This window comes from Kribbella sp. C-35 (assembly GCF_046549195.1).
Classification (GTDB): domain Bacteria; phylum Actinomycetota; class Actinomycetes; order Propionibacteriales; family Kribbellaceae; genus Kribbella.
Genome location: NZ_JAJPWG010000001.1, coordinates 1,417,885 through 1,432,871 on the forward strand (window position 1 = coordinate 1,417,885; position 14,987 = coordinate 1,432,871).

The following is a 14,987-nucleotide window of genomic DNA, read 5'->3' on the forward strand; positions in this document are numbered from 1 at the left end:
GATCAATGCCGGACAAGGCGACCACCCGACTCACCCAGCGCGATATCGCACGCCTGGCGAAGGTCAGCCAGACGACGGTGTCGCTGGTGCTGAACAACCGCAGCGACGCGATCGCGCGGATCCCGGCCGAGACCCGGGACCGGGTGCTCAAGGTGATCCGCGAGACCGGCTACCAGGCCGATCCGCTGGCCCGCCGGATGATGAAGCAGCGCAACCAGATCCTCGGCGTGTTCACCTACGAGTCGGTGTTCCCGAGTGCGAGCGGCGACTTCTACCACCCGTTCCTGGCCGGTATCGAGGATCGCGCCGAGCGCCTCGGGTGGGACCTGCTGCTGTTCACCAGCGCTCCGGTGACCGACGGGCACCGGCGGATCTTCCACGAGAACAACCGGCTCCGGATCGCCGACGGCTGCCTGTTGCTCGGGCGCGAGATTCCGTCGGACGAGCTCGCCCGGCTGATCACCGAGGACTACCCGTTCGTCTCGGTCGGCCGCCGCGACGACGCCGGCGCCCCGGTGCCGTACGTCGGCGCCGACTACGCCACCGCCACCCGGACCGTCGCGGAACGGGCGCAAGAACTCGGCCACCGGCGAATCGCCTTCGTCGGCCTCGGCGTCGGCGCCGAGTCGTCGGCCGACCGGCTCCGGGGGTTCCGCGAAGCCGCCGGCCCGCGCGCACCGCATGTGCCGACGCTCGATCGTTCGCCGGGCGAGGTGCTCGACGACCTGCTCGATCGACGCGTCACCGCGGCGTTCGTCGAAGAGCGAGCCGACGCGATCGCGTTGTACGCCGCGGCGGCCGAGCGCGGGGTCGACGTACCGGGCGACCTGTCCGTGGTCGCGCTCGGTGACTCGACGCGGCCGGCCGCCAGCGACCTCGATTTCACGGGTTTCCACGTTCCACGGCGAGCCATGGGCGTCCGCGCGGTCGAGCTGCTGGAGGCGGTCCTCAGCGGGACCTCCACCGAGCAGCAACTGCTGCTGCCCTGCGAGCTGACCGACGGAATCACACTCACTCCACCCAAAGGTGCCTGAATGCATACCGATGTACTTGTGATCGGCGGCGGACTCGGCGGCGTGGCCGCGGCTCTCGCCGCGCTGCGTGCCGGTCGCTCGGTGATCCTGACCGAGGAGTTCGACTGGCTCGGCGGGCAGCTGACCAGCCAGGCGGTCCCGCCGGACGAGCACACCTGGGTCGAACAGTTCGGCGTCACGGCGTCGTACCGGACACTGCGCGACGGGATCCGTGACTACTACCGCCGCCACTACCCGCTGACCTCGGCGTCGCGGGCCGCAAGCGAGCTGAATCCAGGTGCCGGCTACGTGTCGAAGCTCTGCCACGAGCCTCGCGTCGCGCTCGCCGTACTGGAGGAGATGCTCGCTCCGTACCGAGCCAGCCGCCGCCTGCAGGTGCTGCAGCCGTACCGGCCTGTCGCCGCCGACACCGACGGCGATCGGGTCACCGCGGTCACCGTGCAGCATCGCGACACCGAGGAACGGTTGACGCTCACCGCGCCGTACATCCTCGATGCGACCGAGACCGGCGAGCTGCTGCCGCTGACCGGGACCGAGTACGTGACCGGGTTCGAGGCGCAGAGTGAGACCGGTGAGCCGAGCGCTCCGGCCGAGGCGCAGCCGCTGAACATGCAGGCGGTGTCGTACTGCTTCGCGGTCGACCACGTGGACGGGGACCAGGTCGGGGACAAGCCGGCGAACTACGCGTTCTGGCGGAACTACCAGCCGTCGTTCTGGGGCGATCGGCTGCTGTCCTGGACGGCGCCGAACCCACGGACGCTGGAGAGCTCGCAGCGGACGTTCACGCCCAACCCCGACGACGACCCGCTCGCGGTGGTCGCGGACCAGCGGCGGACGGGCGGCGACACGAACCTGTGGACGTTCCGCCGGATCGCGGCCCGCCGGCACTTCGTTCCGGGTGCGTACGAGAGCGACATCTGCCTGGTGAACTGGCCGATGATCGACTACTTCGAGGGCCCGGCCATCGACGTACCGGACGCGGCGAAGCATCTCGCGGCCGCTCGTGAACTCTCGCACGCCGTCTTCTACTGGCTGCAGACCGAGGCGCCGCGGGCCGACGGCGGAACCGGCTTTCCCGGGCTGCGGTTGCGGGGCGACCTGGTCGGCTCCGCGGACGGTCTGGCGCAGGCGCCGTACATCCGCGAATCCCGCCGGATCAAGGCGGAGTACACGGTCGTCGAGCAGGACCTCTCGGTCGCCGTCCGCGGTGCGCAGGGGGCGGTCGAGTACGACGACAGCGTCGGCATCGGCATGTACCGGATCGACCTGCACCCCTCGACCGGTGGCGACAACTACATCGACGTGGCCAGCAGCCCGTTCCGGATCCCACTCGGCGCGCTGATCCCGGAGCGCGTGGAGAACCTGCTGCCCGCGAACAAGAACCTCGGCACCACGCACATCACCAACGGCTGCTACCGGCTGCATCCCGTCGAGTGGAACATCGGCGAGTCGGCCGGCGCGCTCGCGGCGTTCTGCCTCGACCGCGGCACCGCCCCGCGCGCAGTCCGCAACACCCCTGCTCTGCTCGCCGAGTTCCAGGACCTCCTGGTTGCTCAGGGCATCGAACTCGCCTGGCCGGACGTCACTGGCTACTGATGGAGGACTGACCGATGAAACTCCGTTCCCTGACAGCGGCCGGTGTGGCCGCGGCTCTGCTGGCCCTCGCGGGCTGTGGCGGCTCGTCCGACGGCGGCTCCGACGCTGCTGGTCCGGTGGACCTGCGGATGACGATCTGGAGTGCCAACGCCAAGCATCTGGCGTTGTTCGACCAGATCGCCGCCGACTACAAGAAGGACCATCCCGAGATCGGCAAGATCACCTTCGAGTCGATCCCGTTCGACAGTTACACGACCACCCTGACCACGCAGATCGGCGGCGGCAACGTGCCGGACCTGGCGTGGATCTTCGAGAGCAACGCCCCGGACTTCGTCAGCTCGGGCGCGCTCGAGCCGATCGACAAGGACGCCGATCTGCTGCCGAGTACGACGGCCAACTGGGAGAAGGACGGCAAGCTCTACGCGTACCCGTTCTCCACCTCGCCGCTGGGCGTGTTCGTGAACACGGACCTGGTGAAGGCGGCGGGGCGGCCGGCTCCGGCCCAGCAGATCGCGGCCGGGACCTGGACCTGGGAGGAGGCCGCCAAGACCGCTGCCGCCGTACAGGCCCGCGGTAAGGGCGGGCTCGTCGTGGGCGACTTCGACTACAAGGGCTGGGACACGCTGAACGCGATCTGGTCCGGCTGGGGCGCGCGGCCGTGGAGCGAGGACGGCAAGACCTGCCAGTTCGACCAGCCGGAGATGGTGGACGCGATGACGTTCGTCCACAAGCTGATCTTCACCGACAAGGGCATGCCGGGACCGGGCGTGACGAAGGACTTCTACGCCGGCGACTCGGCGATGATCCTGACCCAGATCAGCCGCGCCGCGCTGCTCGAGAAGTCCAAGTTCAAGTGGGATCTGGTGCCGCTGCCGAAGGGTCCGTCGGGCGAGTACTCCGTCGTCGGGCAGGCCGGGATCGGCGTCTTCAAACGCGGCAAGCACGCCGACGCGGCCAAGCAGTTCCTGGCGTACTTCAGCAACGCCGAGAACTCGGCCAAGCTCGCGCAGTTCTTCCCGCCGCCGCGCAAGTCGCAGCTGAACGCCGCGACGCTCGCCAAGGCCAACCCGTTGCTCAAGCCGGCGCAGCTCGACAGGGTTGTTGTCAAGGGCATCGAGAGCGGCACGATCAAGCCCAGCCATACCGGGTACGCCGAGCTGCAGCAGACCGTTCGCGCCGCCCTCGACCCGCTGTGGAAGCCGGACGCCGACGTGAAAACGGTGATGTCCGGCGTCTGCTCGAAGATCAACCCCCTGCTGGCGAAATGACCTTGCTCCTCGACAAGCCGGCGCCTCCCCAGGCGCCGGCCGAGCGCGCGCCGTACTGGACGATGCGGCGGCGGGACACGTTGGCCGGGTGGCTGATGGTGCTGCCGCAGCTTGCCGGGATCGTTGCCTTTGTCATCGTTCCGCTCGGGCTCGTGGTCTGGTACAGCGTGCACGAGTGGAATGTGCTGGGCGGAACGTTCGAGTTCGTCGGCGGTGACAACTACGCGGCGCTGGCCGACGATCAACGGCTCGGTCCGGTGCTCAGGGCAACGGGTTTGTTCTCGGCCGGGCTGGTGGTGCTGAACCTCAGCCTGGCGCTGTTCCTCGCCGTACTGCTCAACCAGAAACTGCGCGGAACGGTGATTTTCCGGACCTTGTTCTTCTCGCCGGTCGTGGTGACGCTGGTCGCCTGGACGATCGTGTGGGGGTTCCTGCTGCAGGACAACGGCGGGCTGAACGGGTTCCTGAACCTGCTCGGGATCGACGGGCCGAACTGGCTGCGCTCCGGCGGTACGGCGATGGCGTCGGTGATCGTGGTCCAGCTGTTCAAGAACGTCGGCCTCAACATGGTGCTGTTCCTCGCCGCGCTGCAGGGCGTTCCGGCAGAGCTGTACGAAGCGGCCCGGATCGACGGCGCGTCCGCGTGGGCCCGGTTCCGTCGGGTGACCGTGCCGCTGATCAGTCCGACGATCCTGCTCACGATGATCCTGACCATCGTCGGATCGCTGCAGGTGTTCGCGCAGATCGCCGTACTGACCCAAGGCGGGCCTGAGACGTCGACGACCGTACTCGTCTACTACCTGTACCAGCAGGCGTTCCAGTTCCATCACTTCGGGTACGGCTCGGCGCTGTCGCTGCTGCTGTTCTTCATCGTCCTGGTGCTGACGGTGATCCAGTGGCAGATGCGGAAGAAGTGGGTGTTCCATGAGGCTTAAGCTGCTGATCTACGGCGTACTGCTGGTGTGTTGTGTGCCGTTCGTGTTCCCGATCTGGTGGATGGCGACGACGTCGCTGAAGCCGGTGGCCGAGATCTTCGCGTTCCCGCCGTCGTTGCTGCCGGGGTCGCCGACGCTGGACGCCTATCGCCAGGTGTTCGAGCTGCAGCCGTTCGGCCGGCAGTACCTGAACAGCCTCTACATCGCGCTGGTCGTCACCGTCGGCACGCTGGCGGTTTCGGCGCTCGCCGGGTACGCGTTCGCGCGGGTCAAGTTCCGCGGCGCCGGGGTCGTGTTCGTGATCGTCCTGAGCGGGCTGCTGGTGCCGAACGAGGTGACGATCATCCCGCTCTACCGGATGTTCGACGCGTTCGGGCTGGTGGACACGCATTGGCCGCTGATCCTGATCCCGATGCTCGGAGCGCCGAGTGTGCTGGCGACGTTCATCATGCGGCAGTTCTTCATCACGCTGCCGACCGAGCTCGAGGAGGCCGGCCGCGTCGACGGGCTGGGCCGCTTCGGTCTCTTCTGGCGGGTGTGCCTCCCGCTGGCCAGACCGGCGATCGGTGCGGTGTCGATCTTCACCTTCCTGCACAGCTGGAACCTCTACCTCGAGCCGATCGTGTTCCTCTCGTCGAAGCAGAAGTTCACCGTCCCGCAGGCTCTCACCCAGTACGTCGACGCGTACGGCGGACCGATGTGGAACACGCAACTCGCGGCCGCGACCCTCTCCGCGCTGCCCGTCCTCGTCATCTTCGTCCTGGCCCAACGCCAGTTCGTCGAAGGCCTCGCCCAAACCGGCTTGAAGGGCTGAGGTTGTCGACGGCGAGGGGCCACCAGTTGTCGGGCTCGGCGTAGGCGCGGGGGTCGCGGGCGGTGAGGTAGGCGATCAGCAGGTCCTTGTAGTCGGCCTGCTGATCGTCGTCCGCGGTACGGCGGAACGCCTTGAACCGGCCGATCCGGTACAGGTAGTCGACGAAGCTGCCGAGGGACTCATTGACGGTCTCGAGCCGGGCCTGCTCGCCGTGCAGCTCCGCGAGCAGGACGCGGCCGTCCAACGGGTTGAGGTAGTACCGGAGCGCGGAGTCCGGGTGCGGCGCGCCGAGGGTGACGAAGGTGATCTCGTCGCCGTTGAGCGTTGCGCGCGCCCCGTCGAAGGCCTCGGGTTCCGTGGCCGCCTCCAGGACGAAGACACCCGACAGCTTGTCCGGGAGGCCGACGTCGAAGAGTTCGTCCGCGACGATGCCGGCGGACGCGAACAACTCCCGGTCCTCGGCGTCGAGGCAGGTGATGTTGCTCGCCCCGAACAGATCGACAAGCTGCTGCTGATTCGCCATGGGTTCCTTCCGACGGGGATCGGACCGACATCCTCTCCCCGCCGGAGGTCACCGTCAGGCTTGGACCTGGTAGCCGAACTGGACGGTGAGTCCCGTCGCCGCGGCCGCGTTCGAGACCCTGAGTCGAAGGCGAACGGGGGTGGTGGTGCCGTCGATCGGGATCGGGCTGGCGAGCTTCGTGGTCTGGACCGTGGTGGTCGCGTCGATCGCCGCGGTCCCGGCCAGTGCGCCATCCGCCTCCAGGCGCACGTTGCAGGAGCCGGCGGCCAGTGAGCGAGCGACCCGCGTCACCCGGATCGGACGGCCGTCGACGTACAGCAGGTCGGTGAAGTCGTAGGTGCCGTCGGTCACCGCGTCGGGGAGCCGAAGAGTGAGCCGGCCGTCGGTCTGCTCGACGCCCTTGTTGCCGGTGAACCGGGCCGTTGCGTAGGCGAGGTAAGGGCCGGCGTTGTTGCCGGTGAGCTCGTTGCTGGCGGCAAGTACGTCGGTACTGCGGTTGACAATGCCGTACTCCTGCCGGTTCACCCCGTCCGCGAGGCCGCCGATCGCGTTCCCGGTGAGCACGATCCGGCTCGCGGTCGGCCGGAGGTTGATCCCGGACCCGTTCCGGAAGACGACACCGCCCGAGGTCCACGGTTGGCTCAGCGCGGCGCCGACGAGATCGAACGACGTGGCGTCGATGACCGCGATCGGCCAGGCCGCGTTCAGCCCGGTCGCGCCGCCGACGTCCTGCAGCGTGACCCGGTCGTCGGTCTCCCAGGTGTGCGGCGCCGCGGTCGTGATCCTGACCCCCGCCGCGCTCGACGTCACACCGGTGATCTGCTGGGCGAACGACGGATGCGCCATCCGGCCGTTGTTCCCGATCAGGCACCCGGTGACCGTGATCCGGGTCGACGCGATGTCGATCCCGTGCCGGCCGCAGCCACGGATCACCGAGTTCGCGAACGTCGCTGTTCCCGTGAACCCCACGCCGACCCGAACCGCGTCCTCGGCGTTGTCGGCCGAGATGTAGGTGTTGATGAACTGCGCCTGAGCACCCGCCTCCAGCAACACCGGTACGCCGTGACCGTTCTCGAAGCCGCCGCCCTCGAAGTACAGGAACTTCGGCAACCCTTCGGTGGTGGTGTTCCGCATCCAGATTCCGTGGTGGCCGAACAAGATCGCGGTAGCGATGAACTTGATCGACCCGCCCTGGCCATCGATCACCACGTTGTCGACGCCCGGGTTCGCCGTACCGGCGGCGATCGCGCACTGGACGAACTCGACCGGATCGGCCCGGGAAACGTTGTTCTGGCCGTTCAGCAGGATCACCTGCTGGCCGGAAAATCCGTTCCAGACACAGTTCCGGAACCGGACCGTGTTCGCGCTCCGCAGGATGACGCCGTTGTAGCCGTCCATGAAACGACAGTCGGAAAAGGAAATCAGGTAGTTTCCGACACCGTCTTCTTGTTGGGTGCGGATCATTGCGCCGCCGGTCAGCCCGGTGCCATGCATCTGCAGATCGCGGAAACCGCCACCGTGCACACCGGAAAGCACGAACCCGTCGGCCGATCCGGTGGCGAGCAGGATCTGCGTACCGGAGGTGAACTCGTCACTCGCACCAGCGCCCTGGAACACGATCGGAACACGTGTGACGGTGATGGTGTGCTCGAGCCGGATCGTGCCCGGACCCATCGTGATCGTTCCGCCGGCCGGCAACGCGTTCACGGCGTTCTGCAGCCGGCTCGAGTCGTCCGTCGTCCCGGCGCCGGTGACGCCGTACCAGGACAGATCGAGCTCGTTGGTGCGTGGGCGTTTCCAGCGGCCGGTCGCCGTACCGGTGACGGCGAAGACCATGCCGCCGTCGTCGGGGTCGGTCGCGGCGGCGTCCCAGTAGACGAGGCCGCCGCCGAGACCGGGTGTTGTGTATCCCAGCAGGAGAAGTTGTTCGCCGTTCGTCGTACCGGGCGTGGTTCGTAAGTCTGCGACGGTTGCGGCGACGCCGGTCGCCGCGGTCAGGGCGGGCTTCTTGTCGGCGGCGTTGGCCGGCTGGGCGGCGACGGCGGTTGCGAGGCCGGTGACCCCGAGAACGGACAGGGTACGGCGACTCAGTCGGGCAGGCGGGTGTGATTCGTCGGAAGGCATGGCGGAACCTTTCTCGGACGGAAGGTGGGACTCAGCCCTTCACCGCCCCCAGCACGACGCCCTTCGCGAAGTGCTTCTGCAGGAACGGGTAGACCAAGCAGATCGGAACCAGGGAGACGACGAGGATCGCCATCTGCAGCGACTGCTGCGGCGGCATCACCTCGCCGGGCAGGTCGCCGCCGACCTGGGTGTTGTCGACGACGTACGTCCGCAACACCAGCTGCAGCGGCCACTTCTCGGGTGAGTTGATGTAGAGGATCGCGTTGAAGTACGCGTTCCAGTAGCCGACCGCGCTGAACAGCCCGACCACGGCGACCACCGCCTTCGACAGCGGTAGCATCACCCTGGTCAAGATCTGCAACTCGTTCGCGCCGTCGATCCGGGCCGCGTCGATGATCTCGGCCGGTACGTCGAGGAAGAACGCGCGGACGATGATGATCTGGAACGCACTGGTCAGCCCCGGCAGGATCAGCGCCCAGTAGGAGTCGATCAGCCCGAGCTCCTTGATCAGCAGGTAGTTCGGGATGATGCCGGCGCTGAAGAGCAGCGTGAACAGGACGATGAACAGCAGCGGCCGCTGTCCCCACGTCCCGGGGCGGGACAGCGAGTAGGCGATCGAGACGACCACCACGATCGACAGCCCGGAACCGACCACGGTGAGCAGGACGGAAACGATCGTCGCCCGGGTGACGACGCCGCCGCGGAAAATCGCTTCGTACGCCGCGAACGACGGATCGTGCGGAAACAGCACGTACCCGCCGGAACTGGTGATCTGCTGCTGGTCGGCGAGCGAGGTCGAGAGGACGGCGAGGAAGGGTACGAGCACGAGCGCGCAGGCGACGACCAGTACGACGCCTTTCAGCCCGCGGACCGGTGTGCTCGGCGGCGCCGTACCGCTGATCAGGTTCACCATTTCGAGTACACCCCGCGCTCACCGAACAGATGGGCGACCTTGTTGGCGCCCAGGACGAGGATCGTGCCGATCAGCCCCTTGACCAGACCGACCGCGGCCGCCACGCCCCAGTTGCCGCCGACGATGCCGCGGTTGTAGACGTAGGTGTCCAGTACTTCGGACGCGTCCAGCCCGACCGGTCCCTGCTGCAGGAAGATCTGCTCGAACCCGACCGACAGCACGTCGCCGAGGCGGAGGATCAGCAGCAGGACGATCACCGGACGGATCGCCGGCAGCGTCACGTGCCAGAGCTGCCGCCACCGGCCGCCGCCGTCGACGGCGACCGATTCGTAGAGCTGCGTGTCGACGCGGGACATCGCGGCCAGGAAGATGATCGTGCTCCAGCCGGCGTCCTTCCAGATCACCTGCGAGGTGATCAACGGGATGAAGAGATCGGGGTTGCCGATGATCGCCAGCAGCGGTAGGTCGTGGGCGCGGGCCCAGGTGTTGTAGAGGCCCGCGTTGCCGAGCATGTGCTGGAAGATCGCGACGACGATCACCCAGGACATGAAGTGCGGCAGGTACAGGATCGACTGAGCGACCCGCTTCAGCCGCTCGCTGAGCAGCGAGTTGAGCAGCAGCGCGAGCGCGATCGGCACCGGGAACACCAGCACCAGTTGCACAAAGGAGATCACCAGCGTGTTGACCAGCGCGTTGACGAAGTCCGGGTCGCCGTCGACGATCACCCGGAAGTTGTCCAGGCCGGTCCACGGCGCCTCGGTGATCCCGAGGTACGGCGCGTAGTCCTTGAACGCGATCACGTTCCCGAGCAGCGGCACGTAGTGGAACAGGACCAGCAGGAGGATTCCGGGCAGCCCGATCAGCAGCAGGAAGCGGTCCCGGCGGAACCGCTGCCGGCCGGACAGCGTTTTCTGCGTCTTCTGGTTGCTCCGCGCAACCGTTTTCCGTTGCAGCACGAGCGTCACTGGTTGGAGTACTCGTCGCGGATCTTGTCGCCGCCGCGCTTCTTCCAGTTCGCGACGGCGTCGTCCCAGCTGCTGATCGGTTTCCGGCCGGAGATGATGTCCAGCTCGGCGGCGTTGATCAGCTTGTCGAGTTCGTCGGCCTTGCTGATCGAGGTGGCCGAGTACAGTCCGGCGCCGGGGTTCGCGAGCAGGTTCGGAACGATCTTTTCCTGGTACGCGCGTTGCGTGCGGACCCGCTGCTCGGTCGACGGCCCGAGGACGTGCGGCGCATCGGCGACGTACTCGAGCGGCAGGCTCACCTGGGTCTTTCCCGCCGACGTACGCTCGGGCTTGTCGCCCTTCCAGGTGTAGTGGATGCCCTCCACGCCGAACCGGCGGAACATGTACTCGCTGGTGCCGAGCGGCGCGGCCAGCCAGTCGCAGATCCGGAGGAGTTGCTTGACGCGGTCGTCGCCGGCCTTCTTGAACGCGGTGAGGGCGAAGATCGCGGCCCCCTCGCGTTGCACCGGCTTACCGCCGTCGTACGCCGGGACGGGCATGCCGCCGACGTCGACGCCGTACGTGTCGGCCATCAGGTCCCAGGCGGCGTACCCGTCGGCGTTCAGCGAGATCGTGCCGTTGCCGAACAGGTCGCGCAGCTGGAGCTTCCCGCCGAGGGCGTCCGGGTGGAAAACGCCGGCCTTCACCAGCTCGGCGGTGCGTGCGACGGCCTCTTTCCGTTCCGGAACCTCCAGTTCGGAAACGAACTTTCCGCCGTCTTCCTTCCAGACGTTGGGGACGCCGAGCATGTTGCCGATGAAGGTGGTGACGCCCTTCGAGGCGCCGAAGGCCCACTTGTTCGCCTTCGCGTCGGTCAGGCCCTTCGCGGTCTCGACGAACTCCGCGTAGCTGGCCGGTTCCGGGTTCAGCGAGCGCGCCTTGAGCAGGTCGGCGCGGCTGAACATGATCGTCCCGATCACCGACCGCGCGATCGGGATCGCGTGGATGCCGCCCTTGTACATCGTCGGCAGCCAGGAGTCGGTCGGCAGGTTGGCCAGGAACTGGTAGTCCTTGATCGCCGTACCGGACAGGTGCGAGGTCAGCTCCGCGCAGAGCTTGGTGAGCATCTCGCCGCGGTTGGGGAACTTCGACGCGATCATCAGGATGTCCGGCAGGTCGCCGCCGGCGATCACGGTCGACAGCTTGCTCACGTAGTCCGCGGCGGGCGTCATCGTGATGTCGAGGTTCGCGCCGACCCGGTCGTTCAGCGCCTTCCAGTACGTGTTGCTGCCGGCCCCCGGTGGCGCCGGGTTGAACATGTTGGTGAGGATCTTGACGTCACCGGCGCCGGCACCGGGCTTGTCCTTGTACCCGTCGACCAACTGACGCGGGTACTTGAAGAAGCCCGGCATCACACCGTCCGCGGTGCCCGGCAGGTCCGGCTTCACCGACGCGTAAGGCACGTACTCGGGCGGCGTCGCCTTCGCGGCCGCCTTCGCCGAGCTACCCGAGCCGTCGGACCCGCCGCATCCTGCCAGGACCGTGCTGGAGGTTGCTGCAAGCAACGAAACGCCGCCGGTCAGTTTGAGGAAGTCCCGCCTGTTGGACTGCATGAGCACTTCTCCTAGTTCTGAAGCTCGGGCAGCGAGAGGACGCTGCCGTGCTCGGTGAGGGCGGCGGCGAGCGCCGGGTAGTCGTAGTCCTGAACGGTCTGGCCGGTCCGCAGCGACTGGGCCAGCAGCTCCCCCGCGGCCTCGCCGAGCATCCCGTAGTTCGGCTCCATCCGGGCCGACAGGTAGCCGACATGACTGGCCGAGAAGCAGATCGGTACGACGAGGTTCCCGATCCCGCCGCGGGCCGGGAACAGCACCTCGGCGGGCAGCTGGTAGAGGTCGACCGGACCGTTCTTCTCGGTTCCGGTGACGGTTCCCTCGCCGACGATCGTGTCGTCGCCTTCCGCGTAGTACTGGACGATGTGGCAGTCGATGCCGTAGTTCCAGCAGCAGACAGCGGTTTCCTTGGTGTTGCCCGGGCGGCGCAGGTCGTGCTGCGTGAGCACGGTCTGCCCGATCATCCGGCGCGCCTCGCGGATGTAGAGGGCGTGCGGAAACCCTGGTCCGTAAGGGCTGTCGGAAAACTCGTCCGGCGGCAGTCCGAACGTTCCGGCGTCCTTTCGGAAACTTTCCGGAAGGGACGGATCGTTCGCCAGCCAGTACAGCATTCCGCGATGCCAGCGGACGTGCTCGGCGATCACCTCGTCGCGGCGCTGCCACGAGCCGTCCGGGTAGTCCCACGACGCACCCGGAAGGTCGAACCCGATGAACAGCGCCTGGTTGGTCTGGTACTTGTCGTTCGGCAGCAGCGCCGTGTGCGTGACGATCGACGAGAGACCGGCGACGCCACGCTGCTCGAGCAGCTGCCCGAGGTAGGTGTACAGCTTCGGGTCGTAGTCGTCCGGCTTCTCGAACGGCATCCGGTCCGGGCCCTTGTCCAGGACGCCGCGGAAGTTGTACGCCTGCACCCTGGCGTCACCGTCCCCCGGCGCCTCGGTCGGCACGGGCTTCACCGGGTAGAACGTGTTCGGCCGGAACGCCTGCCGACGGTACGCCCGGTCGGGCAGGAAGCCACCGAGCGGTTCGTCGTACCGGCTGGCCGGCTCGCGACCGACGGCGTACGGGACACCCGCGGCCGCCAGCAGGTCGCCCTCGTACGACGCGTCCACGAACGCCCGCGCTCGCCGCCAGCCCTGGCTGGTGCGAACGCCCTGGATCCGGTCGCCACGAACCTCCACGTCGGAACGTCCGTCGATCCGTTCGTTGAGCAGTACGTCGGCCTTCGCCTCGTCCAGGAGTTGACGGGCGACGCGTTCGGCGACCTTAGGCTCGAAGCGGTACCGCGGACCGTCGGCGCGGTCGTCGGCGCCGTACGCGGCCGCGATGCCGCCGAAGAAGCGATCCTGGGTCAATCCGGCCAAAGCGGAAAGCGTGTTCGGAGTGTCGCTCTTCACCAGACCGCCGGCGACGATCCCGCCGACGTGGCCGGTCGGTTCCAGCACCAGACTGCGATAGCCGCGGAACTGGAGCCGGAGCGCGGCCATGATCCCCGCGAGCGTCGCGCCGTAGATGATGACGTCGTACTCCTGTGCCTCCGTCATGTCAGCTCACCTTCGCCCGGCGTTCGGGGGCCGCGTGCAGAGGCGTCGGGTTCGCAGCCTGCGACGGGCGCGTGCGGGCGATGTCGTCCGGCCATTTCACTGGAATGCCGAGGGTGCCGGTGAGCAGCCGCTGCAGGTCTTCGGTCTGGTCGGACGAGTCGGCGATCGCGTGCGGCTCGGTGCCGTTGGTCAGGCACTGCGCCGCCAGTGCGCCGACGGCCTCGCCGATACTCCACTCGACCGGATGGAGCCGGTAGCAACCGTTCGTCAGGTGCGTGGTGCCGATGTTCTTGTTCGCCGGCAGCAGGTTCCGCAGCCGTTGCGGGATCAGCGCGCCGAGCGGGATCTGGAACGGGTACACCTCGAGGTTCACGTAGTTGATCCCGGCGGTGCTCGGATGCAGGTCGATGTTGTAATGCCCCACGCCGACGCCGTCGGCGAAGAACGCGGCGCCCGCATCACCACGATCCGCGACGGCGACGTGCTGCTCGAGCACCGTGAACCGCGCCTTGATCCGCCGCGACTCCCGGATGTACGCCGACTTCGCGAGGCCGTCCGCCGTACCCGTGAGATCCGGGCGGAGCTTGAGGCCCGGGTAGCCGGTGCCGCCGTCGTGGCGGGGCGCCTCGGTCTGCATCCAGTGCAGGTACGACAGCGACAGCTCGCGGCAGCGCTGCAGAGCGCGGTCCTTGTCGGTGCCCGGACCGACCAGCGCGGCCTCCCAGTAGTCGACGTTCGGCCAGTTCACCAGCGAGATGTCGGTGTCGATCAGCGACCGGTCGAACTGGCTGCGGGCGCGGATCCGGCGGAAGTGCCACAGGTCGGCCGCGTGCGGGAGGTCCTGGTCGACCTCGAAGATCCGGTTCTCCCGGCCGCCCATCGTCTTGATGTCGATCTTCACCCAGGACAGCTGTGGCCCGGGCCAGAACGGATCCACGTGGGTCTTCCAGTGGTCGTACGACGCCGGCCGCTCGATCGTGTGATCCTCGCCGGGCCGGTACTCGAGCGGGAAGCACCAGGTGATTGCCTGCTGGTCGAGCGGGTCCGCGACGTCAGCAGCGAACTGCTCGCCGGTCTCGCTCTGCGCCTCGGCGCCGAGAACGTGCTCGACACCGGCGAGCTCGAGCAGGTCACCGAGCTCGGTCGCGTCGACGACCAGCGGCGCCGTCACCGTGATCCGGCCATTGGGTCCCTGCAGCGTGACGGAGGTGACGCGGTCGCCGTCCGTCGTCGCAGCCTTGGGGACGTGGTCGTAGAGAACCGTGATGCGCCGGGCTGAGATGTAGGGCGCCAGCAGCTCGTCGATCACGGCCACGGCGACGCGCGGCTCGTGACACAGCCTGCTGACGTTGCCGAGACCCGGGTTGAGCGCGGGCTGCGCGAACGCCTCGGCGGTCAGCGGGTAGTTGCGCCGGTAGTAGTCCCGGATCCGGGTCCGCAGCTCGCGGTAGCCGGACGAGATGTGCGGGCTCTCGATCCACGGGTGCTCGTCGGACGGCACCGCCTGCGCGGTCAGCTGTCCACCGAGCCAGTTGGTCTCTTCGGTCAGCAGCACCTGGCACCCGAGCTTGGCGGCGGTCAGAGCCGCGGCCACACCACCCAGGCCACCGCCCACCACCAGCAGTCCGGCGCTCAGCTCTCGATCGGTCACGACCATCCTCATATCTGCTAATAGATCAGCA

At 67.8% G+C, this 14,987-nt stretch carries 12 protein-coding genes; 5 read left to right on the forward strand and 7 right to left on the reverse strand.

Going from position 1 to position 14,987, the window contains the following annotated elements; genetic code table 11:
- Positions 1–5 precede the first annotated feature (5 nt).
- The 5 genes from ACLJOO_RS07225 to ACLJOO_RS07245 are packed head-to-tail and all read left to right on the forward strand — an operon-like array spanning position 6 to position 5,647.
- Positions 6–1,034, forward strand: a complete 1,029-nt coding sequence (locus ACLJOO_RS07225; RefSeq protein WP_410786025.1) for a LacI family DNA-binding transcriptional regulator — start codon at positions 6–8, stop codon at positions 1,032–1,034.
- Complete coding sequence (locus tag ACLJOO_RS07230; RefSeq protein WP_410786026.1) at positions 1,035–2,630, forward strand: FAD-dependent oxidoreductase; 1,596 nt, start codon at positions 1,035–1,037, stop codon at positions 2,628–2,630.
- A 14-nt stretch (positions 2,631–2,644) separates the two neighbouring features.
- A complete protein-coding gene (locus tag ACLJOO_RS07235) occupies positions 2,645–3,898 on the forward strand; it encodes an ABC transporter substrate-binding protein (RefSeq protein WP_410786028.1) in 1,254 nt (417 codons plus the stop codon).
- Positions 3,895–4,833, forward strand: coding sequence for a carbohydrate ABC transporter permease (locus tag ACLJOO_RS07240; protein WP_410786029.1), 939 nt, complete (start codon positions 3,895–3,897; stop codon positions 4,831–4,833). The genes ACLJOO_RS07235 and ACLJOO_RS07240 overlap by 4 nt, the downstream gene beginning before the upstream one ends.
- Positions 4,823–5,647, forward strand: a complete 825-nt coding sequence (locus ACLJOO_RS07245; protein WP_410786030.1) for a carbohydrate ABC transporter permease — start codon at positions 4,823–4,825, stop codon at positions 5,645–5,647. The genes ACLJOO_RS07240 and ACLJOO_RS07245 overlap by 11 nt, the downstream gene beginning before the upstream one ends.
- Here the strand turns inward: ACLJOO_RS07245 and ACLJOO_RS07250 are convergent.
- Genes ACLJOO_RS07250 through ACLJOO_RS07280 form a run of 7 tightly spaced genes read right to left on the reverse strand, consistent with a single transcriptional unit; the run spans position 5,583 to position 14,956 of the window.
- Positions 5,583–6,170, reverse strand: a complete 588-nt coding sequence (locus tag ACLJOO_RS07250) for an SUKH-4 family immunity protein (protein ID WP_410786031.1) — start codon at positions 6,168–6,170, stop codon at positions 5,583–5,585. The two genes, ACLJOO_RS07245 and ACLJOO_RS07250, sit on opposite strands and share 65 nt — an antisense overlap.
- A gap of 54 nt (positions 6,171–6,224) precedes the next feature.
- The gene (locus ACLJOO_RS07255; RefSeq protein WP_410786033.1) at positions 6,225–8,294 is read right to left on the reverse strand and encodes a hypothetical protein; all 2,070 of its coding nucleotides are present in this window, start codon (positions 8,292–8,294) and stop codon (positions 6,225–6,227) included.
- A gap of 31 nt (positions 8,295–8,325) precedes the next feature.
- Entirely contained in the window at positions 8,326–9,207 is an 882-nt protein-coding gene (locus ACLJOO_RS07260; RefSeq protein ID WP_410786034.1) for a carbohydrate ABC transporter permease, read from the reverse strand.
- Positions 9,201–10,172 carry an ABC transporter permease gene (locus ACLJOO_RS07265; protein ID WP_410786035.1) on the reverse strand — a complete coding sequence of 324 codons (972 nt, stop codon included), beginning with the start codon at positions 10,170–10,172 and terminating at the stop codon, positions 9,201–9,203. The genes ACLJOO_RS07260 and ACLJOO_RS07265 overlap by 7 nt, the downstream gene beginning before the upstream one ends.
- Positions 10,169–11,764: an extracellular solute-binding protein gene (locus tag ACLJOO_RS07270; protein WP_410786036.1), complete on the reverse strand. Its 1,596-nt coding sequence runs from the start codon at positions 11,762–11,764 to the stop codon at positions 10,169–10,171. Before ACLJOO_RS07270 ends, ACLJOO_RS07265 begins: the two co-directional genes overlap by 4 nt.
- A gap of 11 nt (positions 11,765–11,775) precedes the next feature.
- Positions 11,776–13,305: an FAD-dependent oxidoreductase gene (locus tag ACLJOO_RS07275; RefSeq protein ID WP_410786037.1), complete on the reverse strand. Its 1,530-nt coding sequence runs from the start codon at positions 13,303–13,305 to the stop codon at positions 11,776–11,778.
- A 1-nt stretch (position 13,306) separates the two neighbouring features.
- Positions 13,307–14,956 carry an FAD-dependent oxidoreductase gene (locus tag ACLJOO_RS07280; RefSeq protein WP_410786038.1) on the reverse strand — a complete coding sequence of 550 codons (1,650 nt, stop codon included), beginning with the start codon at positions 14,954–14,956 and terminating at the stop codon, positions 13,307–13,309.
- Positions 14,957–14,987 lie beyond the last annotated feature (31 nt).